The sequence below is a fragment of the Caballeronia sp. ATUFL_F1_KS39 genome, assembly GCF_023630985.1.
Classification (GTDB): domain Bacteria; phylum Pseudomonadota; class Gammaproteobacteria; order Burkholderiales; family Burkholderiaceae; genus Caballeronia; species Caballeronia zhejiangensis.
Genome location: NZ_JALQDZ010000042.1, coordinates 23,105 through 43,675 on the forward strand (window position 1 = coordinate 23,105; position 20,571 = coordinate 43,675).

Consider the following 20,571-nt stretch of genomic DNA (forward strand, 5'->3'; position numbering starts at 1 on the left):
GTCATCCTACAACATAGACAGTCACAATTGGTTAGTATTTACCCGTATCCATTGATTTTGCACGCGTAAATAGATTGTCTGACGTCAGTCTATGTTGTACGATGACTTACGAGATCGGCAATCGGCCGGTCGCCGAACATCGAGACTTCATCACCATGACGACACCGCAAGAACTGAAGCAAATCGTTTCCGAAGGCCTGCTCTCCTTCCCCGTGACGGATTTCGACCAACAAGGCAACTTCCGCGCGAACACGTACGCGGAGCGCCTCGAATGGCTGGCTCCTTACGGTGCTTCAGCGCTGTTCGTCGCGGGCGGCACGGGCGAGTTCTTCTCGCTGACGCAACCCGAATATTCGCAGATCGTGAAGACGGCCACCGAAGTGTGCCGCGGCAAGGTGCCGATCCTCGCCGGCGCGGGCGGCCCGACGCGCACGGCCATCGCCTTTGCGCAGGAAGCGGAGAAGCAAGGCGCGCAAGGCGTTCTGCTGATGCCGCACTATCTGACCGAAGCGTCGCAGGAAGGCATCCGCGCGCACGCCGAGGAAGTCTGCCGCGCCGTGCCGAACATGGGCGTCATCATTTACAACCGCGCGAATTCGAAGCTCAACGCCGACATGCTGGAGCAACTCGCGGATAGCTGCCCGAACCTGATCGGCTTCAAGGACGGCGTCGGCGAAATCGAGAACATGGTGACGATCCGCCGTCGCCTCGGCGACCGCTTCTCGTACTTGGGCGGCCTGCCGACGGCCGAAGTCTACGCAGCCGCGTACAAGGCGCTCGGCGTGCCGGTGTACTCGTCGGCGGTGTTCAACTTCATCCCGAAGACCGCGATGGAGTTCTATCGCGCAATCGCCGCCGACGACCACGCGACCACGGGCCGCCTGATCGACGAATTCTTCCTGCCGTACCTGAAGATCCGCAATCGCCGTGCGGGCTATGCGGTGTCGATCGTCAAGGCGGGCGCGAAACTCGTCGGCCACGATGCGGGCCCGGTGCGCGCGCCGCTGACCGATCTGACCGAAGACGAGCTCGAGCAACTCGACGTGCTCATCAAGAAGCTCGGCGCGCAGTAAAGGCACAGGCAGGAGACGGGCGAAGCGAGGACGCACGACGCCGTGTGACGCTTCGCCGATGAGGGCCGCGCGAGCGGCCCTCCGTGCATCTCGCACGTACGGAAAGAAAGGGGAAGTCCATGTCGATGAGCCGCACCGCGAATCCCGCGGACGTCATGAAGCGCACCAAGGTGCGCTATCTCATTCTGTTGCTGATCTTCGTGATCACGACGTTCAACTATGCGGACCGCGCGACCTTGTCGGTGACGGGCTCCGCGATGCGCGCCGAATTCGGTTTCGACGCGATCCGCATGGGCTACATCTTCTCGGCCTTCAGCTGGGCGTATGTGCTCTCGCAAGTGCCCGCGGGCTGGCTGCTGGATCGCTTCGGCGCGCGGCGCGTGTATGCGGCGAGCATTTTCCTGTGGTCGCTGTTCACGTTGCTGCAAAGTTCGATAGGCCTGCTCGGCAGCGCGGCGACCGCCGTGACCGCCCTCTTCGTGCTGCGCTTCGCGATGGGCGCGGCGGAAGCGCCCGCGTTTCCGGCCAATGCGAAGGTCGTCGCGAGCTGGTTCCCGACGAAAGAACGCGGCACGGCATCGGCGATCTTCAACTCGGCGCAGTACTTCGCGGCCGTCGTTTTTACGCCGTTGATGGCGTGGCTCACGCATGCTTTCGGCTGGCATCACGTCTATATCGTGATGGGCGTTGCGGGTCTCGCGCTCGCGCTGACGTGGCTCGCCGTGATGAAGAATCCGGCGGATCATCCGCGCGTGAACCGGCAGGAGCTGGAGTACATCGAGGAAGGCGGCGGTCTCGTGCGCGGTCATCAGCGCGCGGGCGGCGTGGCGCGTGGCACGTCCCACAGCGTGGGCTGGCCCGTCGTCAAGCAGTTGCTGACCAACCGGATGCTGCTCGGCGTGTATCTCGCGCAGTACTGCATCAACGTGTTGACGTACTTCTTCCTGACGTGGTTCCCGATCTATCTCGTGCAGGCGCGTCACATGACGATTCTGCAAGCAGGCTTCGTCGCGTCACTGCCGGCGATCTGCGGCTTCACGGGCGGCGTGCTGGGTGGCGTGATCTCCGATGGCCTCATCCGTCGCGGCAAGTCGCTCACTTTGGCGCGCAAGGTGCCGATCGTCGGCGGCATGCTGCTGTCGTCGTGCATCATCGGCTGCAATTACGTCGACACGGACTGGATCGTCGTCGCGCTGATGTCGCTGGCGTTCTTCGGCAAGGGCATCGGTGCTTTGGGATGGGCCGTGGTCGCGGATACGTCGCCGAAGGAAGCCATCGGGCTTTCGGGATCGATCTTCAACATGTTCGGCAATGTCGCGGGCATCGTGACGCCGATCGTCATCGGCTATCTCGTCGCGCAGTCGGGCTCGTTCAATGGCGCGCTGGCGTTCGTCGGGATCAATGCGCTGATCACGGTGTTCAGCTATCTCGTGATCGTGAAGGACATCAAGCGGGTGGAGTTGAGGGTCTGATCCGCTGCAAGCGATGAATCGGAAAAGCCCGTTCTGCTCATGGCAGAACGGGCTTTTGCTTTACTGCGCCCGAACCACGTCGACCCGCAACGCCTCGCCGCCATCGACGATCGCAATCAGCCGATCCACATTCGGATGCGCGCCCGGGCGATTGCGCGCATCGGCCGTATGTTCGGCGAACACGGCGAGACCATGCTCGGCGGCTTGCGCGTCCAGCGCGCCGAACGCCTGCTTCAGATAGTGATAGACCGCGAGCGAGCCCTGCTTGCCCGGCTTGTTCTCGATGCTCGCGACCACGTCACCTTTGCCATCGACCAGATCGATGCGCTCGATGCCGTCGATGGCGGGCAATTGGGCGAGGTTATCCTTGAATACGTTGCTCGGCTGGATCACGAAAAGCACTCCACGTTTTGAGTTGATGTTGCGGGGCGCCGTATCTTATCCGATCAACGAAAGGGCTCGATCGCGCGCATCGTCACTCGGGGATCACAGGCTCGACGAGCCGCGCGAGTTGCTCCAGCGACTCTTGCCAGCCGAGATAGCACATCTCCACCGGAATGACTTCGGGCACGCCCTCCTGAACGATGCTCAACTCGGTCCCGCACACGACCTGCTTCAACGAAACGGTGACCTGCATTTCGCCGGGCAGGTTCGGATCGTCGAAGCGGTCCGTGTAGCGAATCTTCTCGAACGGCACCAGCTCGACGTACTCGCCACCGAACGAGTGACTATTGCCCGTGCCGAAATTGCGGAACGACATCTTGTGCGTGCCGCCCTGGCGCGCATCCATGTGATGGACCTGACATGTGAAGCCGTAAGGCGGAAGCCACTTCGCGATCGCATCGGGTTCGAGGAACGCGCGATAAAGACGCTCGGGCGTCGTACGCAAGACACGGTGAAGGCGGATGGTTCCGGTGGCCATGGTGTGCTCTCCTTTCGCGGAAAAATTGGACACATCTCTACGACGATGCATCGAAGCGTGAATCGACATGCAAGGGAATCGGGAAAACCCTTGGTTCGCCTCGTTGCCGCGGAATGATACTTGCGCGCGGGTTCCCACTTGTGCCATTTCAAGGAAACGACTCCATGCCCAACATCGATCGCCGTAGCTTTCTCATGACCAGCGCAGCAGGCGCTTTCGCATCGGCGGCAGGCACGACAGCGTTCGCGCAGACAAGCAACGCCGCATCTGCATCCGCTTTCGCATCGGCCAGTGGGGCGAATGGGAAGCCGCCGCGCGTCACGCGCATTCTTGCGGACTTCATCGTAAGAACGGGCTATGGCGATCTGCCCGCGCCGGTGCGCAAGGAAGGCGTCAGGACGTTGATGAACTGGGTCGGCGTCGCGGTCGGCGGATCGCACGACGAGACCGTGAATCGCGCAGTCGCCGCGCTCACGCCGTTCTCCGGTCCGCCGCAAGCGAACCTGCTCGGCCGGACCGAGCGCTTCGACATCATGAACGCGGCGTTCATCAACGGCGTGAGCAGTCATATCTTCGACTACGACGACACGCATCTGAAGACGATCATTCACCCGGCGGGACCGGTCGTGTCGGCGATATTGGCGTACTCGCAATATCGCGCCGTCACGGGCAAGGACTTTCTGAACGCGCTCGTGCTGGGCGTCGAAACGGAGTTGCGCATTGGCAATGCGGTGTATCCGAATCATTACGATGTCGGCTGGCACATCACCGGTACGTGCGGCGTGTTCGGCTCGGCGGCGGCGACGGGCAAGCTGATGGGACTGAGCGTCGAGCAGATGGTCTGGGCGCTCGGTCTCGCCGCCTCGCAGCCGGTCGGCTTGCGCGAGTCGTTCGGCTCGATGAACAAGAGCTTCAATCCCGGCCGCGCCGCCGCGAACGGCATCTTCGCGGCACTGCTCGCGGGCCAGAACTACACGAGCTCGGACGGCATGATCGAAGCCAAACGCGGCTGGGCCAACACGATCAGCACGAAGCAGGATTATCGCGAGATCACGGAGGGCCTCGGTTCGCATTGGGAATCGACGTTGAATACGTATAAGCCTTTCGCGTGCGGCATCGTCATTCATCCGTCGATCGATGCAGCGATCCAGTTGCGCAATCAGGAACACTTGAGCGCGGATCGGATCGCGCGCATCGATCTTCGCGTGCATCCACTCGTGCTCGAACTGACGGGCAAGAAGACGCCGCAGATCGGGCTCGAAGGCAAGTTCAGCATCTATCACGCGGTGGCGATCGCGATCATCGACGGCGCGGCGGGCGAGAAACAGTTCAGCGACGCCAAGGTACGCGACCCGAAGACAATCGAGCTGCGCGACAAGGTGAACGCGATCGTCGATCCGTCCATCAAGCCGGAACAGGTCGACATGACGATCACGCTGAAGGATGGCCGCAAGCTGCACAAGTACATCGAACACGCGATCGGCAGCACGCAAGTGCCGATGACCGACAAGCAGCTCGAAACCAAGTTCTCCGATCTGGCGGACGGCATCCTCACGCCGGAGCAAACGCGCGCGCTGATCGATAAATGCTGGCACGTCGAGCAACTGGACAGCGCGAGCGAAATCGCGACTTCGGCGCTGCCGCGATGATCGTTCATGCGAAGAGCGCCAGCTCGATGTATCGACGTTCCATCCGACGATATAAGCAAAGAACATTGACGTCGCGTTAATGCGCCCGAATACTGCGGACTGCGGGGCGTCGCCTGCAGCTGCTTAATCATCCGTCGCAGATGAATGCGTTATAGATCAGGAGAATTGATCGCGTCGCGTCTTCCATAAAACCTGTCGATGCAAGGAAACGTCAATGAAGAATGCCTTGTCCGTGAGCTTCGCCATGAAAGCTGCCGTTGCAGTCTCCACTGTCACGTTCGCGATGTGCGCGAGCGCCGTCGAGCCGATCAAGATCACGCTAGCAAATTGGGCCGATACGCAAGCGGTCGTCTATACCGCGAAGTACGTTCTCGAAACGAAGCTGCAACAACCCGTTACCCTGACCACGGCGGACCTCGGCATTCAGTTTCAGGGCATCGCGCGCGGCGATGTGGACCTGATGCTCGGCGCGTGGCTTCCGGTCACGCACGCGGCCTACTACGCGCGCTTCAAGAACGACATGGAAGATCTCGGCGTCATCTATTCCGGCGCGAAGATCGGCTGGGCGGTGCCGGATTACGTGCCCGAGAGCGAAGTGGCGTCCATCGGCGATCTGAACAAGCCCGAAGTCAAGAGCAAGTTGAACAGCACGATTCAGGGCATCGAACCGGGCGCGGGCGAGATGGTCGCTTCGGAAAAGGCGCTGAAGGAGTACGACCTCGCCGGATATAACCTCATTCGCGCAAGCGAGGCCGGCATGTTGACCGCCGTTGCGCGCGCGTATCAATCGAAGAGCTGGATCGTCGCGACGGTGTGGAGTCCGCACTGGCTCTGGCAGAAGTACAAGATGCGTTATCTGAAAGATCCCAAGGGCGTGCTCGGCGGCGACGAGCAGATTCACGGCTTCTCTTCCAAGCAGTTCGCGACGAAATTTCCGCGCGCGAATGTCTTCATCCGGCACTTCAAGCTGACGCTGGCCGATGTCGAATCGATCGAGCTCGACGGCAACGCATCGAACGACTGGAGCGCGGCGGCGAAGAAGTTCGTCGACAGCCATCCCGAGAAGGTCCAGGCGTGGCTCCAGCAATAGGCGCGAAGCCGCGCCCGGCCTTGCACGCCGGGCGCGGCGGCGGCGTCGGAGCGCCGATTACCTAGGTAATTGGCACGTATGGACCTAAGTAATTTGAGCACTTACGCTCCTTTCAATCCGGATCGAATCCGACACGCGAAAGGGGTGAAGCGCCATGCCACATCAAGCAACTCACGAGGTCGATACCAAAACGCTGAGACGTGTCATCGCGGCGGCGTCGATCGGAAACTTTGTCGAATGGTTTGATTTCGCGGCGTACGGCTTTCTCGCGACCATCCTGACGCGCGAGTTCTTTCCCAGTGGCGATCCCACGGTCGGTCTCCTGAAGACGTTCGCGGTCTTCGCGGTCGCCTTCGCATTCCGTCCGCTCGGCGGCCTCTTCTTCGGCGTGGTCGGCGACCGCATCGGCCGCAAGCGCACGCTCGCTTTCACCATCCTGTTGATGGCCGGCGCCACGACGCTGATCGGGCTGCTGCCGACTTATGCGAGCATCGGCTATTGGGCGCCGCTGCTTCTCACGATCATCCGCTGCGTGCAGGGCTTTTCCGCAGGCGGGGAATACGCGGGCGCGTGCGCCTATGTGATGGAGCACGCGCCGCGCCGACGCCGCGCGTTCTTCGGCAGCTTCGTTCCGGTCTCGACGTTCTCTTCGTTCGCATGCGCGGCCGTTGTCGCCTATGCGCTCGAATCGTCGCTTTCGCCCGCGGCGATGGTCGACTGGGGCTGGCGCGTGCCGTTCCTGATCGCGGCGCCGGTCGGTCTCATCGGCGTGTATCTGCGCGTGAATCTGCACGAGACGCCGGCATTCCAGGCGCTCGAAGGCAAGCATGAAGTCGCGCATGCGCCGCTGATGGAAACCCTGCATTCGCAGTCCGGAAACATTCTGAAGCTCGGCGCATTCGTTTCGGTGACGGCGCTTTCGTTCTACACGTTCACGACGTATTTCGCGACCTACATGCAGGTCGCCGGACATCTGACGCGCGGAACATCGCTTCTCGTGACCGTGCTCGCGCTCTTCTTCGCCGCGGCGCTGTGCCCGCTCGCCGGTCTGTTCTCCGACCTCGTGGGCCGCCGCGCGACGATCGCGACGACGTGCATCTTCATCATCGTCTCGGTCTATCCCGCCTTCGCGCTCGGCGGATCGGGAAATCTGTCGCCTTCGCTGCTCGGCGTGGCGCTGCTCGCGGTGGGCGCGGTGCTTTCGGGCGTGGTCACTGCTCCGCTTCTTTCGGAAGTGTTCGCGACGAAGACGCGATACACCGCATCCGCGATCACATACAACCTCGCGTACACGATCTTCGGCGGCACCGCGCCGCTCGTCGCGACGTGGCTGATCGCGGAAACGGGAACGAATCTGTCGCCGGCGTATTACCTGATCGCCGTATCCATCTTCGCGATGATCGGCGGCCTCTCGCTGCGCGAAACGTCGAAGACCGCGCTCGAAGAAGCAGGTTCGTCGAACAAGAGCGCAAGCAGTGGCCCGGCCGTCGAGCGCGGCATCAAGAGAACCATCTGAACGGATACACGCGATGAATAGCCTTCACGATTCGAGCATCATCATCGACGGACTGAACATCTCGAAGTTCGAGCGCTCCGTATTCGAAGACATGCGAAAGGGCGGCGTCACCGCCGTGAACTGCACCGTGTCGGTGTGGGAAGACTTCCAGAAGACCATCGATAACATCGCGGAAATGAAGCAGCAGATCCGCGAATACAGCGAGATTCTGACACTCGTACGCACGACCGACGACATCCTGCGCGCGAAGAAGGAGAACAAGACCGGCATCATCTTGGGCTTTCAGAACGCGTATGCGTTCGAGGACAACCTCGGCTATATCGAGGTGTTCAAGGAGCTGGGCGTGAATGTGGTCCAGCTTTGCTATAACACGCAGAATCTCGTCGGCACGGGTTCTTATGAACCGGATGGCGGCTTGTCGGGATATGGTCGCGAAGTGATTCAGGAGATGAATCGCGTCGGCATCATGGTCGATCTTTCGCATGTGGGCGCGAAGACTTCTTCCGATGCGATCGCCTGCTCGAAGAAGCCCGTCACCTACTCGCACTGCTGCCCTTATACGTTGAAAGAGCATCCGCGCAACAAGACGGATGAGCAATTGAAGGAGATTGCCGAAGCGAACGGTTTCGTCGGCGTCACCATGTTCATGCCCTTCCTGAGACGAGGCGCCGATGCGACCGTCGACGATTATCTCGAAGCTATCGAATACGTCATCGATCTTATCGGTGAAGACAAGGTCGGTATCGGAACGGACTTCACGCAAGGCTATAGCACCGAGTTCTTCGACTGGATCACGCACGACAAGGGCCGTTATCGCCGTCTGACGAACTTCGGCAAGGTCGTGAATCCGGAAGGCATTCGCACGATCGGCGAGTTTCCGAACATCACCGCCGCGATGCAAAAGGCCGGCTGGAGCGAATCTCGCATCAGGAAAGTGATGGGCGAAAACTGGCTGCGCGTATTCGGTGAAGTCTGGAACGGTTGAAGCGAAAGTCCGTGCGAAAAGTGCCGAACCTCGGTGTTACAGTAACTTTTCGCCAGACGCGACAATCTTCCCGACATGACCGATTCGCCCAAGCTCGACTACGAGGACTTGTTCAGGCATTTGCCCGTGGCCGTCATCGTCGCGAGAGAGCGGATCATGGTCGACTGCAATGCACGCGCGCTGGAACTCTTCAGGGCAAAACGCAGCGATATCATCGAGCAGTCGTTCTCGAAGCTCTATCCCGAGCAGAAGGATTTCACCACCACCGGTCATCGTCTGGCGCCGCTGCTTGCAAAGCATGCCGTATTCAGCGATGACCGCATCATGCGGCGCGTCGACGGAAGCTACTTCTGGGTGACGGTCGGCGGCTTCGGCTATAACCCGAAGCGGCCTTTCGAGCTTGCGGTCTGGACGTTCACGGATCTGTCGCAAGGCACGAAGCAATCAGACAACGCAAGCCTGCTGACCGAGCGCGAGCGCGACGTCGCCGCGCTGCTCGTGCATGGCATGACGAGCAAGGAGATCGGCAAGGAGTTGAACATCAGCCCTCGCACGGTCGACATCCATCGTGCAAGCCTGCTGCGCAAATACGGCGCGCGAGCCACACAAGACCTGATCGCGCGGCTCCTGGCCTGAATCGGCGCGAACTGCCGCAATATTCAGACGAAAGCGCTCGCGTAAAGAAACATTTTCCGATGCCGATAACCTGAAGCAGAAGGAGCCGGACGCCAGATCGTTCGCGCCTTTTCGACATTCATAACGCGTGTTCCGCAGCCATACGGCGCGGGCCGACGACATCCGGAAGAGAAAGAAGAAATGGTCTTCAGCTACAGGGACATGATGGTCACGCCGGCGGCGGTCCGGCACGGCGACGCGTTTGCCGCGACGGCGCGAATCCAGGATTTGAACGGGATGGAGCGTTCGGTGCGCTTGGCCGGCGAGTTTCCGAACGTGGAAGAAGCGATCCGCTATGCGATTGCGGCCGGCTTCGAATATATCGATTACGAGCAAAGCTGCTGAACTCCGCGAGGCGCGCCGCGTCCGCGACGCACCTCGAAGCTACGCATCGAGGGAAGCGTTGCGCTTCCCCTGGCTCGTCAACTCAGCTTGACCGAGGTTGCATCGGCGGTCAGATAGCCCACCGCCGCGCCGTAGCGATCCTTGTAGTTCGCGCGGATCAGCGGATCGAGCGTCGCCTGCACCTTCGAATGCAGCGGCGTTTCCCAGTCGCCCGCATGCTGGAAGTTGCTCATGACGTAGGTCCAGCCGTTGATCTCGTCGACCGCGTGCAGGCCCGTCGATTCAGCGCCCGACGGCGCCGACAGAATGCGCGACAGCGACTTCGTATCGACGTTGTATGTCCACAGGAAGTTGTTGACGTGCCGGCCGCTGTCTTCGCCGATGAACAGCGTGCGCAGCTTCTCGGAGAACTTGAGGTTATCCGGATTCGCGATGCGCTCCGGGTTGCCGATGTTGCCGAGCGCATCGGCGGAAATGTCTTCGCCGACCAGCGCGGCGGGCGCGGCCATGTCGACCGGAACCCATTCGCTGTTGATCGCCGCGCCGGTCAGATCCTTCTGTCCGCCCTTCAGATTGAACGCGTACACCGCGCCGGAGTTGATGGTCTTGTCGACGGCGAATTCGGCCGCGTGCGCGTCGCCCTTGACCATCGACTTGACGATCTGCGACATCGCCGAGTACACGATCTTGTCCTTCGCGTTGACCGTCGTGCCTTCGAGCTTCGTGAAGCACATGCTCGCGCCGCGCAATGCCGCGTAGCGATGCGTCTCCAGAAACGCGGCCGCCTTCTCCATGCCCGGCTTGATGCGAATCCAGTTGAACGCGCCGTTGTAGTTGATGCGCGTATAGCTCGCATCGAGCGTCGCGCCGACGGTCGCATCGCTGACGACATCCATGATGTCGGCGAGCGTCAGCGTGTTGGCGAGGTTCTCGATTTCATCGCTCGTCGCGTGGCCGAGGTTCATCCACGTCAGATTGGCCGAGCCCGCGCCCGCCGATGACGTCATCGCGCATTTCGCGACGTAAAGCGTGCCGGCCGAAAGATCAGCTTCCTTGTCCGCGACGAACATGAAGACGCCGCCGTTGGTCGCGTCGTCGCCCATCATGACGGTGCGCTTGTCGGGCATCACTTGAATCAGCTCGTGCGAGATGCGGCCGAGGCAATAGTGCTTCTTGATCGTGCCGGTGCCGTCCGGGTTGACGGTGACTTCGGGCACATGGCCGTAGTGATACGGACGGGCCTTCGTTTGATCGCCGTAAAGGTTCCGGCTATACGCGAGGAACTGCGCGTCCTTCGAGCCGAGCGCCGCATCCGGCTCGTACTCTTCGCTCGACAAATGCGTGTTCCAAGGCGAGAGGCTCGCGCCGCACGTGATCCACAGACCGTTCGCCTTCGACGTATCGACGTTCGCGTAGCTCACGAGCGTCAGCTTGCCGGTGGCCGGATCCTGATCGAGCGTCAGCACGGCGATCGGCGACGGCAGGCGGCCGTACATGCTCGCGGCGTTCTGGTCGCGCGTCGTGTATTCGAACTGCACGACGGCGAACACGGCGTTGCCCTTCACGCCCTTGACGGTCGTCTTGTCGAGCTTGATGAGCGACGTGCCGTCCGGGCAGTCCGAGAAGAACTGGCGCTCCTTGCCCGCCACCGACTTGTCGATGATCGGCTGATTGTCGATATCGAAATAGCCGCCCGCGACGATGGTGCCGCCGGCCGTGTTCGGCACGACATCGCCCGTCACGAAGAACGGCTGATACGCGAGCTTGTACGCGCGATTGCTGCCGTCGCTGAAGTTCACGGTCATGGTCGAGCCGACGGTGGTCTTCGCCATCGCCGCGGGATCGGCGAGCGTCGGCGCGGCCATGCTGCTGAACGTCGCCGTGGTGAACGCAGCCGTCGACGCGGGCGCGGACGCGTTCGTCGCCGCGTTGCTGTCGCTGCCGCCGCATGCGGTGGCGAGCAGCGAAGCGGCGGTCGCGCCGCCGAGCGGCAGCATCGGTGCGCCGGCGAGAATCTTGAGAGCTTTGCGGCGGGAGAGGTCGAGTGGCAGCGCCATGTGTGGTTCGAGTCCTTGATCGTGGGTTTGTACCGGCGATGAATGTCCCTGCTTCGGGCCGTTGCAGCCCGATGTGCCGGTTGACGCGCTACTTTAGGAAAGAAATGTGAAATTTGTTTGACAGGACGCTGTAATCTCTTGATTCCTCGACCGGAACGTAGAAATGTCCGCTGAGGCTTTGCCATCGGGCCGCTGGACCGACGGTTCCGATTCCGGCGGCGGCAATTTCAACGCCAACCAGGGCGCGCATTACGTCGTCGGCAATCGGCTGACGCTCGCCAAACGCACGGGCACCCTCGCCTGCACCAATCTGATGGCCACGTCGCCCGATCGGATCCGACAGCAACGCAAGCGTCACGAAGGACACCGTCTTCGCGGGCGGACAGGTCATGGGCGGCGGCATGAACGTCATGTCGCGACTGATGGGCAACAATGCGACGCATCCTCCCATCGCGATCGTGTCCGCCGCGAAGCTGCCCAACACGGGAGACGTCACCGGCGCCGTCGTGCTGGCGTGCAACTGATCGCCGCGCGACCGTTCTGATCGCATCGCGAAGAAAGGCCACTCATCAGTGGCCTTTTTTTTGGCTTCCAGTCTTGCGAAGGCGGCGCGTTCCCCACACGCTCCGACAATCAAACCACGCGCTTCCCGCAACTGACGCAGTACCGCGCGCCCGCCTGGATCGACGTGCCGCACGTCGGGCATCGGCTGGGATCGAGCGGCGTGTCGCACTGCTTGCAGACGGCCGTGTCCGGCGGATTCGACTTGCGGCATTGCGGGCAGATCACATCGGGCGGCAGCGGCGGAATCGAGCCGGGATGACGGCCCCACGATTCATCGCCGTTGTATTCCTGATAGCCGTCCCGATGACGCCGGTCATGCTCTCTCCGATGGCTGCCGTGCCCGCCGTGCCCGCCGTGCCCGCCATGTCCGCCGAAGTGACCGTTCTCGAACAGCTTCCGCAAGAAACTCATGATTTGCTCCTTTTGCTGGTGAGGTGCTCAGTTGAAGCGCTTATGCAGAATGCGCAGCCCGTTGCCGACGACAAGCAGGCTTGCGCCGACATCCGCGAACACGGCCATCCACATCGAACCGAGTCCGGCCACGGCGAGCGCGAGAAACACGCCCTTCACGACGAGCGCGAACGCGATGTTCTGCACGAGAATCGCGTGCGTCGCCGACGAAAGACGGATAAACGCGGCGATCTTGCGCAGGTCGTCGTCCATCAGCGCGACGTCGGCGGTTTCGATGGCCGTATCGGTGCCCATCGCGCCCATCGCGAAACCGATGTCCGCGCGCGCCAGCGCAGGCGCGTCGTTGATGCCGTCGCCGGCCATGCCGACCGCGCCGCCGTCCGCGCCGAGACTTTCGATGGTGCGCAGCTTGTCCTCGGGCAACTGGCCCGCCTCGACGCGATCGATGCCGACCGCGCTCGCGATGGCGCGCGCCGTGTGCGGGTTATCGCCCGAGAGCATCGCCGTCTGCACGCCGAGCGCGTGAAGCCGGGCGATCGCGTCGCGGCTCGATTCCTTCACGGTGTCCGCCACGGCGAAAAGCCCGAGGACGTTGTCCGCATCGGCGAGCATCACGACGGTCCTGCCTTCACGCTCCAGCGCTTCAGCCCGGCGCTTCGCATGGCTCGCGCCGCGTCCGATGTCTTCCATCATTCGCTGATTGCCGAGCCAGTAAGCACGGCCTTCGACGACACCGCGAACGCCGCGCCCCGGCACCGCTTCGAACGCCTCCACCGCGATGCGCGGCACGCCGTCCTGGCTCGCGGCCTGCGCGATCGCGAGCGAAACCGGATGATCGGAACGGCCCGCGAGACTCGCCGCGATCGCGCGCACGCGGCCTTCGTCCATGCTCCGGTCGAGCAGCGCGAAATGCGTCTGCACCGGCTTGCCGTGCGTGATCGTGCCGGTCTTGTCGAACGCGAGCCAGCGCAGGCGCCGTCCGCGTTCGAGAAAGGTTCCGCCCTTCACGAGGATGCCGTGCCGCGCCGCCGCGGCGAGTCCGCTGACGATCGTCACCGGCGTCGAGATGACGAGCGCGCACGGACACGCGATGACGAGCAGCACGAGCGCGCGATAGATCCACGCGTACCACAACTCGTCGAACGCGAGCGGCGGCACGACCGCGACCGCTATCGCCACGAGAAGCACGAGCGGCGTATAGATGCGCGCGAAACGATCGACGAAACGTTGCGTCGGCGCCTTCGCACCTTGCGCGCTTTCGATCGCGCGGATGATGCGCGCAAGCGTCGTGTCCTTCGCCGCCGCCGATACGCGAAACTCGAACGAGCCGGTTTCGTTGACGGTGCCCGCGAACACATCGTCGCCCGGCGACTTTTCGACGGGCAGGCTTTCGCCGGTGATCGGCGCCTGGTTGACGGCGGAGCGCCCGGACGTGACGACGCCATCCAGCGCGATGCGCTCGCCCGGCCGCACGCGCACGACGGCGCCGCGCGTGACGGCGCTCGCTTCCATCGCGCGCCACAGGCCGTCGGCTTGCAGAACGGTCGCCGTGTCGGGCGCGAGCTTCATGAGTCCCGCGATCGCGTTGCGCGCCCTTTGCAGCGACTTCGCCTCGATGAGTTCGGCGATCGTGAAAAGCGCCATGACCATCGCGGCTTCCGGCCACTGTCCGATGACCATCGCGCCGGTCACGGCGATGCTCATCAGCGCGTTGATGTTGAGGTTGCCGTTGCTGATGGCGATGAAGCCCTTGCGATACGTCGAGAAGCCGCACGAAGCGATCGCGGCGAGCGCGAGCGCGACGACGAGCCAGGACGGTCCGCCGAACCCGCTCGCAGCCTCCGACGCCGCCGCCGCAACGCACGCGAAGGCGAGCATCCACAGCGCGCGCTTGCCTGCGGGCGCGTCGTTGCGGGGTTCGGTGCGCGGCGTGAAGCCCAGTGCGCGCAACGCATCGAGAACGGATGCGAGCGCGTTGGCATCGTGTTCGACGGTCAGCACGCGACGCAGCAGATTGAACTCGACCGATCCGACTCCCGGCATGCCCGCGAGCTTCTTGCGGATCAGCGTCTCTTCGGTCGGACAATCCATCTCGTCGATGACGATCTCCGTCCGAACCGAAGCTTTCGTCTTTATTTCGTATTCCTTTAAATCATTTCGGACACGACGATCAGCCGGCTCAGGCCGGGGCTTGCCGATGCTCTCGGGACGTAACATACTGGCTCCTTTTCTTGACTTTTCCCGAATTGAACACCTTGGAGCCACTCCAGGGTCAAGAAAAAAGGATGCCGAAATGAAGATAGGGGAACTGGCGCGCATAGCGAATTGCACGCCCGATACGATCCGCTTCTACGAAAAGGAAGGGCTGATTCCGCCGCCTGCAAGGACGGACGCGAATTACCGGACTTACGACAAGACGCATGTCGAACGCCTGCGCCTTATCCGCAATTGCCGCGAGCTCGACATGACGCACGACGAAGTGCGCGCCCTGCTCTACGCATTGCAGGCGCGCTCGCCGGATTGCCGCGAAATCGATGCGCTCGTCGATGAGCATATCGGCCACGTAAGCGCGCGCATCGACGAATTGATGAGGCTGCGCGACCGGCTCACCGCATTGCGCGAGACATGCCGCGGCGAGCACGCCGTCGATTCGTGCGGGATCGTGCACGAACTGACATCGCAGAAGACGCCGGGACGCAGAACGAAGAAGTCACACGTCGGCTAGCGCTTCGTCCTGCATGCGCGTTACATGCGGCTTGCGTCGATGACCGCATCGGCGAATGCTTTCGGCGCCTCTTGCGGCAGATTGTGGCCGATGCCGCCCGCGACGTTCCGATGCTCATACTTGCCCGTGAACTTCTTGGCATACGCCGACGGATCGGGATGCGGCGCGCCGTTGGCATCGCCTTCCATCGTGATCGTGGGCACGCCGATCGTCGGCGCGCTCGCGAGACGCTGTTCGAGCGCGTCGTATTGCGCTTCGCCCTGCACGAGCCCGAGACGCCATCGATAGTTGTGAATCACCACGGCGACGTGATCGGGGTTATCGAACGATTTCGCGGAACGGTCATACGTCGCGTCGTCGAAGTTCCATTTCGGCGATGCGAGTTGCCAGATCAGCTTGTTGAAAGCGTGACGGTTCGCCTCGTAGCCCGCCTGGCCGCGCTCGGTCGCGAAGTAGAACTGATACCACCATGCGAGCTCGGCTTTCGGCGGCAGCGGCGCGCGATTCGCCTGCTGGCTGCCGATCAGATAGCCGCTCACCGAGACCATCGCCTTCACGCGTTCCGGCCACAGCGCCGCGATGATGTTCGCCGTGCGCGCGCCCCAGTCGAACGCGCCGAGCGTGGCCTGCTGAATCTTGAGCGCATCCATCAACGCGATGATGTCCACCGCGACCACCGCCTGCTGTCCGTTGCGCGGCGTGTCGGCGGAAAGAAAGCGCGTGGAGCCGTACCCGCGCAGATACGGCACGATCACGCGATAACCCTGCGCCGCGAGCATCGGCGTGACTTCCGCGAATGCGTGGATGTCGTAGGGCCAGCCGTGCAGCAGGATCACCACGGGACCGTTCGCCGGACCCGCTTCCGCATAGCCGATGTTGAGCGCGCCCGCGTCGATCTGGCGAATGCCGGCGAAGCCCGCACTCGACGATGCGCGCGGCGCGGTCTGCGCGCGCACGAGGTCGCTGAAACCGAGCTGCATCGCGCCTACACTCGCGACCGCCGTGCCGAGCAAGCGTCGGCGCCGCGCGTTGATCTGATCGTCCGGCATCTTTTGATTCTCCTTGTCCATGTAGTCGATGAAAAACGTTCACGCAGCCGATGCGCGCAGTTCGGCGAGCGTCGGCCCGAGCGGTCGCACACGCATGCGCGAATCGAGATTGCGCCAGGGCAGATCGGCCGGATCGGCGGCCATCGGGCCGGGCGCTTTCGCGACGAGCACGCGCTCGGCGATCGGCTCGAAATCGGCGCGGAAATGCACCGAGCTCTTGTTCACCAGAATCTTCATGCGCTCGGGCTCGATGCCCGCAACGCGAAAGAGATTGCGGTCGAAGACCTGCATCTTGATGCTGCTCACCGCGATACGCACGCCGCCGATACGCAGGCAAGCCGTCGGTCCCAGTTCGCCCGACATGCCATTGAGCATCGGGCCGTCGAAGCGGAAGCGGCCATCCGACAAATACTCGACTTCGAACTCGCCTTCAAGCGGCGCGTCGCCGGGCACGTTCGAGCCGCCGCCCAGCGCTATCCTGATGCGCGCGCCGACGCCCGCGCGATGCGCCGCATGCGCCGCCTTCTCGTCCCAGATAACGCCTACCGCAGCGTCGCGCGCGTCGTGGCGCAGCAGTGCGCGGACCATGCCCATCGTGTTCGAATCGCCGCCGACGCCCGGATTGTCCTGCGTATCCGCGATGATGACGGGCTTGCCCGCATCGCGGCTCGCGTCGATCGCTTCACGCGCGGCTTCATCGGGAGAGAGGAACGGCACGTTCCAGCGCGCTTCTTCGTCCACGACTTGCGTGCATAGCCTGTCGACCGCGAACTCCGCCGCCTCGCCGTCGAGCGCGTAGCCCCAGAACACCGGACCGCATTCGTCGAAATCCGATGCCGGAAAGCCCGGCGCGAACGACAGCGACACGACATCCTTCTCCAATGTCTCGAGCATGGCGTACATGCCGCGCGCCGGTTCGACGAGCGTGCACATGCCGTTCACCGGAATCAGAAACGGGATGCGCCGCATCGCGCGCGCGAACGGCTTCCCGTGTTCGATGCGCTTTGCCAGCAGATGCGCCGCGCGCAAGCCCGTTTCGGCCATATCGACGTGCGGATACGTGCGATACGCGACGAGCGCATCCGCGAGTTCGACCATGCGCGCCGTGACGTTCGCATGCAGGTCGAGCGAAACGACGAGCGGCATCGCATCGCCGACGATGTTGCGCACGCGCGCCAGCAGTTCGCCTTCGCCATCGTCGAGATGTTCGGCGACCATCGCGCCGTGCAGATCGAGATAGATCGCGTCGAAGCCGCCTGCCCGCACGCGATCGACGATCGCGCCCGCGATGCGCTCGTATGCGTCCTGCGTCACATGCGCCGATGCGCTCGCGCCCGCCCAGATCACCGGAATCGGCTCGTGCCCTTGCGCCTCGGCCCATTGAATGAAACCGCCGATCGGCACGTTCACGTCGCGCAGCTTGAGGACATCGTCGCCGTGCGCCATCGGCGGAAAGCCTTCGCCCTGGATGAAGCTCTGGTAGCTCGCCTTCGTCGGCGCGAAGGTGTTCGTTTCGTGCTGGAATCCTGCGATCAGAATCTTCATGACCTTTGTCCTTTCGAGTATCGATTGATGTTCAGGCCGCGCGTGCCGTGGCCGCGGCAGCCGTGCGCCTGTTCGCGAGAATCAGCACGCAGGACAGCGCCGCCATGCACGCCATCACGACGAGGCCGCCGTTCGTGCTGCCGGTCGCGGACTTGACCCAGCCGATCATCGCGGGGCCCCAGAATCCGCCCGACAAGCCGATCGTGTTGATGAGCGCGATGCCGCCCGCCGCCGCCGGGCCGGAAATCGTTTCGGAAGGAATCGCCCAGAACACCGTGTAGGCCATCCACATGCAGGCGGTGGCGAGCGTGAGCAGCGCGAGCGTCGCGACGACGTTGCCGTTCGCATACGGCGTCATCACGAGCAGCGCGGCGGCGGCGAGCGCGGGCAATGCGCTGTGATAGCGGCGCTCGCCGACCTTGTCGGAACGGCGGCCCGCTGCGTACATCGCGACGGCCGCGGCGACGTACGGAATCGCGACGTACCAGCCGAGGCGGATCGTGTCGTGCATGGAGCCGCTGAGACCCTGCTCCTTGATGAGCGTCGGCAGCCAGAAGCTGATCGCGTAGATCGGAAAGATGATGCAGAAGTACGCGATCGCCAGCAGATAGATGCGCGGGTTCTTCGCGATCTCCGCGAACGATTCGATGCGATGCGACGCGCCGCCGTGATGACCGACTTCCGCCTCGACGAGCCGCTGTTCGTCCTGCGTGAGCCAGCGCGCATCGGCAGGACGATTGGCGAGCACGCGCCACACGAGCGCGCCGAGCGCGATGCACGGCAGGCCTTCGACGAGGAACATCCACTGCCAGCCCGCGAGTCCGCCGACGCCGCCGAGCGACGCAATCAGCCACGCCGACAGCGGCCCGCCGACGACACCGCCGAGCGGCCCCGCGACGAACACGAGCGCAATCGCGCGCGCCATGCGCTTAGGGCCGTACCAGTTCGAGAGGTAATAGATCATGCCTGGCGCGAAACCCGCTTCGAAGACGCCGAGCAGGAAGCGCATCGCGTAGAACGCGGGCACGTTGCGCACGAAGAGCATGCACGCCGACGTGATGCCCCACAGCACGAGAATGCGGCTGAACGTGAGACGCGCGCCGATCTTCGGCAACATCAGGTTGCTCGGAATCTCGAACAGCACATAGCCGATGAAGAAAATCCCCGCGCCGACGCCGTACGCTGCATCGGAGAAGCCGAGATCGCTTTGCATCTGAAGTTTCGCGAAGCCCACGTTCACGCGGTCCAGATACGCGAACATGTAGCACGCGATGAGGAGCGGCAGCAGCCGCCAGTTGATTCTGCTGTAGAGCGCCGAAACGGCATCGCCGCTGCGCAGGGTCTGGATCGTCGACATCCGCGTCTCCTTGTCTCGTCTTCCCTTTCTCGGGTAAGGCGATGTTGAGCGCGTGCGACCGTGCGAGCAAGAGCAACAAAGTTCACGTATCGTTGCTCTGCGAGCAACGCATTCCTTCCCATACGGACGACGACCATGCGCGAAATCAATCAGCAACGTCTGCGCTATTTCCACGAAGTGCTCACGCACGGCACGATTCGCGGCGCGGCGGATCATCTGAACACGTCGCCGTCGGTGATCGCGCGGCAGATCAAATTGCTGGAAAACGAACTCGACACGACGCTCTTCGAGCGCGAGCCGCGCGGCGTGCGGCCGACCGAAGCGGCTTTCCATCTGCTCGAATTCTGGCGCGGCTATCGTTCGCAGCAGGAGAAGTTCGAGGATCAGCTGCATGCGCTCAAAGGCCTGCAGCAAGGGCAGATTCGTCTCGCGGTGAGCGAAGGCTATGTCGATACGCTCGTCGACGATGTGCTCGCGCCGTTCTGCGCGCGCTATCCGCGCCTCGAAATCGACGTGCAGATGCTCGCGGTCGACGATCTGCTCGAAGAAGTCGCGCAGAGCCGCGCGCATATCGGGCTCGCGTACAACCCGCCGCCGCACGAGCGCATCGAGATTCGGGCAAGCTCGCCGCAGCCGGTCGTGCTGCTCGCGCGGCGCGATCATCCGCTGGCCGTGCGCGGCGGCGTCGCGCGGATTCGCGATCTGCTCGAGTATCCGCTCGCGCTGATGCCGCCCACGTTCGGCATCGGCCATGTCGTGAAGATGCTCGAAACCACCGACGATCTCGCGATCCGCCCGACGCTCACGACGAACTCGCTCGGCGCGCTGAAGCGCTTCGTGGCCGCGGAAAATTTCATGACGCTGATCGGCGAATTCGCCGCGTATCGCGAGCTCGCGAGCGGCGAGCTGACGACGATACCGGTCGCGCATCCGCTTTTCGAGAGCGCGCAGGCGAAGCTGCTCGTGAAAGCCGGACGTCCGCTCGCGGCCGGGCCGCAGGAACTGCTCGACTGGATTCTGACCCGCATGCCGATGTTCGCGCATGCGGGCGCCGCGCCCGTCAGACGAACGCGCGCTCGGGAACGTCGCAAGTGATCGCGGAACGGGGCTTGCTGCGTCACGGAAACATCTTCAGG

General features: G+C 63.0%; 19 protein-coding genes. 10 read left to right on the forward strand and 9 right to left on the reverse strand.

All coding sequences use genetic code 11. The annotated features are described in order from the left end of the window. Positions 1-155 precede the first annotated feature (155 nt). Together kdgD and NCR93_RS22650 are read left to right on the forward strand one after the other, a co-directional pair. Entirely contained in the window at positions 156-1,073 is a 918-nt protein-coding gene (gene kdgD, locus NCR93_RS22645; protein ID WP_008348545.1) for a 5-dehydro-4-deoxyglucarate dehydratase, read from the forward strand. A 119-nt stretch (positions 1,074-1,192) separates the two neighbouring features. Continuing rightward, positions 1,193-2,545, forward strand: coding sequence for an MFS transporter (locus tag NCR93_RS22650; protein WP_175981208.1), 1,353 nt, complete (start codon positions 1,193-1,195; stop codon positions 2,543-2,545). A gap of 60 nt (positions 2,546-2,605) precedes the next feature. Here the strand turns inward: NCR93_RS22650 and NCR93_RS22655 are convergent, their stop codons facing one another. Together NCR93_RS22655 and NCR93_RS22660 are read right to left on the reverse strand one after the other, a co-directional pair. Further along, the gene (locus tag NCR93_RS22655; RefSeq protein ID WP_008348548.1) at positions 2,606-2,938 is read right to left on the reverse strand and encodes a DUF2322 family protein; all 333 of its coding nucleotides are present in this window, start codon (positions 2,936-2,938) and stop codon (positions 2,606-2,608) included. A gap of 82 nt (positions 2,939-3,020) precedes the next feature. Further along, positions 3,021-3,467: an SRPBCC family protein gene (locus tag NCR93_RS22660; RefSeq protein WP_008348550.1), complete on the reverse strand. Its 447-nt coding sequence runs from the start codon at positions 3,465-3,467 to the stop codon at positions 3,021-3,023. A gap of 164 nt (positions 3,468-3,631) precedes the next feature. Between NCR93_RS22660 and NCR93_RS22665 the strand changes: the two genes are divergently transcribed. The 6 genes from NCR93_RS22665 (at position 3,632) to NCR93_RS22690 (ending at position 9,727) form a co-directional block, all read left to right on the forward strand. Continuing rightward, positions 3,632-5,116: an MmgE/PrpD family protein gene (locus tag NCR93_RS22665; RefSeq protein ID WP_175981210.1), complete on the forward strand. Its 1,485-nt coding sequence runs from the start codon at positions 3,632-3,634 to the stop codon at positions 5,114-5,116. A gap of 214 nt (positions 5,117-5,330) precedes the next feature. Continuing rightward, positions 5,331-6,206: a glycine betaine ABC transporter substrate-binding protein gene (locus NCR93_RS22670; RefSeq protein WP_175981212.1), complete on the forward strand. Its 876-nt coding sequence runs from the start codon at positions 5,331-5,333 to the stop codon at positions 6,204-6,206. 154 nt (positions 6,207-6,360) lie between these two features. Then, positions 6,361-7,722: an MFS transporter gene (locus tag NCR93_RS22675; RefSeq protein ID WP_008348555.1), complete on the forward strand. Its 1,362-nt coding sequence runs from the start codon at positions 6,361-6,363 to the stop codon at positions 7,720-7,722. Positions 7,723-7,735: 13 nt separating this feature from the next. Continuing rightward, positions 7,736-8,707, forward strand: a complete 972-nt coding sequence (locus tag NCR93_RS22680; protein ID WP_008348557.1) for a dipeptidase — start codon at positions 7,736-7,738, stop codon at positions 8,705-8,707. A gap of 75 nt (positions 8,708-8,782) precedes the next feature. Next, positions 8,783-9,343 (forward strand): PAS and helix-turn-helix domain-containing protein, encoded by a 561-nt coding sequence (locus tag NCR93_RS22685; protein ID WP_008348559.1) that lies wholly within the window; start codon positions 8,783-8,785, stop codon positions 9,341-9,343. A 180-nt stretch (positions 9,344-9,523) separates the two neighbouring features. Then, entirely contained in the window at positions 9,524-9,727 is a 204-nt protein-coding gene (locus NCR93_RS22690) for a hypothetical protein (RefSeq protein ID WP_144403683.1), read from the forward strand. A gap of 77 nt (positions 9,728-9,804) precedes the next feature. On the opposite strand, the gene NCR93_RS22695 is transcribed toward NCR93_RS22690, so the two are convergent. The 4 genes from NCR93_RS22695 to NCR93_RS22710 form a co-directional block, all read right to left on the reverse strand. Then, a complete protein-coding gene (locus tag NCR93_RS22695; protein ID WP_175981214.1) occupies positions 9,805-11,784 on the reverse strand; it encodes a PhoX family protein in 1,980 nt (659 codons plus the stop codon). 88 nt (positions 11,785-11,872) lie between these two features. Further along, positions 11,873-12,490: a hypothetical protein gene (locus NCR93_RS22700; RefSeq protein WP_175981215.1), complete on the reverse strand. Its 618-nt coding sequence runs from the start codon at positions 12,488-12,490 to the stop codon at positions 11,873-11,875. Beyond that, positions 12,418-12,759, reverse strand: coding sequence for a double zinc ribbon domain-containing protein (locus NCR93_RS22705; RefSeq protein ID WP_175981218.1), 342 nt, complete (start codon positions 12,757-12,759; stop codon positions 12,418-12,420). The genes NCR93_RS22700 and NCR93_RS22705 overlap by 73 nt, the downstream gene beginning before the upstream one ends. Positions 12,760-12,786: 27 nt before the next feature. After that, positions 12,787-14,850 carry a heavy metal translocating P-type ATPase gene (locus NCR93_RS22710; protein ID WP_175981220.1) on the reverse strand — a complete coding sequence of 688 codons (2,064 nt, stop codon included), beginning with the start codon at positions 14,848-14,850 and terminating at the stop codon, positions 12,787-12,789. Between the two features lie 202 nt (positions 14,851-15,052). Here NCR93_RS22710 and cadR point away from each other — a divergent pair, with 202 nt between their 5' ends. Then, positions 15,053-15,484: a Cd(II)/Pb(II)-responsive transcriptional regulator gene (gene cadR, locus NCR93_RS22715; RefSeq protein ID WP_008348568.1), complete on the forward strand. Its 432-nt coding sequence runs from the start codon at positions 15,053-15,055 to the stop codon at positions 15,482-15,484. A 20-nt stretch (positions 15,485-15,504) separates the two neighbouring features. Here cadR and NCR93_RS22720 read toward each other — a convergent pair whose 3' ends face one another. Genes NCR93_RS22720 through NCR93_RS22730 form a run of 3 tightly spaced genes read right to left on the reverse strand, consistent with a single transcriptional unit; the run spans position 15,505 to position 19,435 of the window. Next, a complete protein-coding gene (locus tag NCR93_RS22720; RefSeq protein ID WP_034472629.1) occupies positions 15,505-16,533 on the reverse strand; it encodes an alpha/beta fold hydrolase in 1,029 nt (342 codons plus the stop codon). A 39-nt stretch (positions 16,534-16,572) separates the two neighbouring features. Continuing rightward, on the reverse strand, positions 16,573-18,078 hold the full coding sequence (locus NCR93_RS22725; protein ID WP_175981222.1) for a M81 family metallopeptidase: 1,506 nt from the start codon (positions 18,076-18,078) through the stop codon (positions 16,573-16,575). A 31-nt stretch (positions 18,079-18,109) separates the two neighbouring features. Next, positions 18,110-19,435, reverse strand: coding sequence for an MFS transporter (locus NCR93_RS22730; protein WP_175981224.1), 1,326 nt, complete (start codon positions 19,433-19,435; stop codon positions 18,110-18,112). Between the two features lie 135 nt (positions 19,436-19,570). Between NCR93_RS22730 and NCR93_RS22735 the strand changes: the two genes are divergently transcribed. Further along, positions 19,571-20,530: a LysR family transcriptional regulator gene (locus tag NCR93_RS22735; RefSeq protein WP_175981225.1), complete on the forward strand. Its 960-nt coding sequence runs from the start codon at positions 19,571-19,573 to the stop codon at positions 20,528-20,530. Positions 20,531-20,571: the final 41 nt, after the last annotated feature.

What these genes read in the sequence shown, in the direction of transcription:
- NCR93_RS22705 (WP_175981218.1), bottom strand. Translation starts at nt 12,759, where the DNA reads ATGAGTTTCTTGCGGAAGCTGTTCGAGAACGGTCACTTCGGCGGACAT.
- NCR93_RS22685 (WP_008348559.1), top strand. Translation starts at nt 8,783, where the DNA reads ATGACCGATTCGCCCAAGCTCGACTACGAGGACTTGTTCAGGCATTTG.
- NCR93_RS22725 (WP_175981222.1), bottom strand. Translation starts at nt 18,078, where the DNA reads ATGAAGATTCTGATCGCAGGATTCCAGCACGAAACGAACACCTTCGCG.
- NCR93_RS22675 (WP_008348555.1), top strand. Translation starts at nt 6,361, where the DNA reads ATGCCACATCAAGCAACTCACGAGGTCGATACCAAAACGCTGAGACGT.
- NCR93_RS22710 (WP_175981220.1), bottom strand. Translation starts at nt 14,850, where the DNA reads ATGGATTGTCCGACCGAAGAGACGCTGATCCGCAAGAAGCTCGCGGGC.
- NCR93_RS22660 (WP_008348550.1), bottom strand. Translation starts at nt 3,467, where the DNA reads ATGGCCACCGGAACCATCCGCCTTCACCGTGTCTTGCGTACGACGCCC.
- NCR93_RS22720 (WP_034472629.1), bottom strand. Translation starts at nt 16,533, where the DNA reads ATGCCGGACGATCAGATCAACGCGCGGCGCCGACGCTTGCTCGGCACG.
- NCR93_RS22680 (WP_008348557.1), top strand. Translation starts at nt 7,736, where the DNA reads ATGAATAGCCTTCACGATTCGAGCATCATCATCGACGGACTGAACATC.
- cadR (WP_008348568.1), top strand. Translation starts at nt 15,053, where the DNA reads ATGAAGATAGGGGAACTGGCGCGCATAGCGAATTGCACGCCCGATACG.
- NCR93_RS22700 (WP_175981215.1), bottom strand. Translation starts at nt 12,490, where the DNA reads ATGCCCGACGTGCGGCACGTCGATCCAGGCGGGCGCGCGGTACTGCGT.
- NCR93_RS22670 (WP_175981212.1), top strand. Translation starts at nt 5,331, where the DNA reads ATGAAGAATGCCTTGTCCGTGAGCTTCGCCATGAAAGCTGCCGTTGCA.
- NCR93_RS22730 (WP_175981224.1), bottom strand. Translation starts at nt 19,435, where the DNA reads ATGTCGACGATCCAGACCCTGCGCAGCGGCGATGCCGTTTCGGCGCTC.
- NCR93_RS22735 (WP_175981225.1), top strand. Translation starts at nt 19,571, where the DNA reads ATGCGCGAAATCAATCAGCAACGTCTGCGCTATTTCCACGAAGTGCTC.
- NCR93_RS22695 (WP_175981214.1), bottom strand. Translation starts at nt 11,784, where the DNA reads ATGGCGCTGCCACTCGACCTCTCCCGCCGCAAAGCTCTCAAGATTCTC.
- NCR93_RS22650 (WP_175981208.1), top strand. Translation starts at nt 1,193, where the DNA reads ATGTCGATGAGCCGCACCGCGAATCCCGCGGACGTCATGAAGCGCACC.
- kdgD (WP_008348545.1), top strand. Translation starts at nt 156, where the DNA reads ATGACGACACCGCAAGAACTGAAGCAAATCGTTTCCGAAGGCCTGCTC.
- NCR93_RS22665 (WP_175981210.1), top strand. Translation starts at nt 3,632, where the DNA reads ATGCCCAACATCGATCGCCGTAGCTTTCTCATGACCAGCGCAGCAGGC.
- NCR93_RS22690 (WP_144403683.1), top strand. Translation starts at nt 9,524, where the DNA reads ATGGTCTTCAGCTACAGGGACATGATGGTCACGCCGGCGGCGGTCCGG.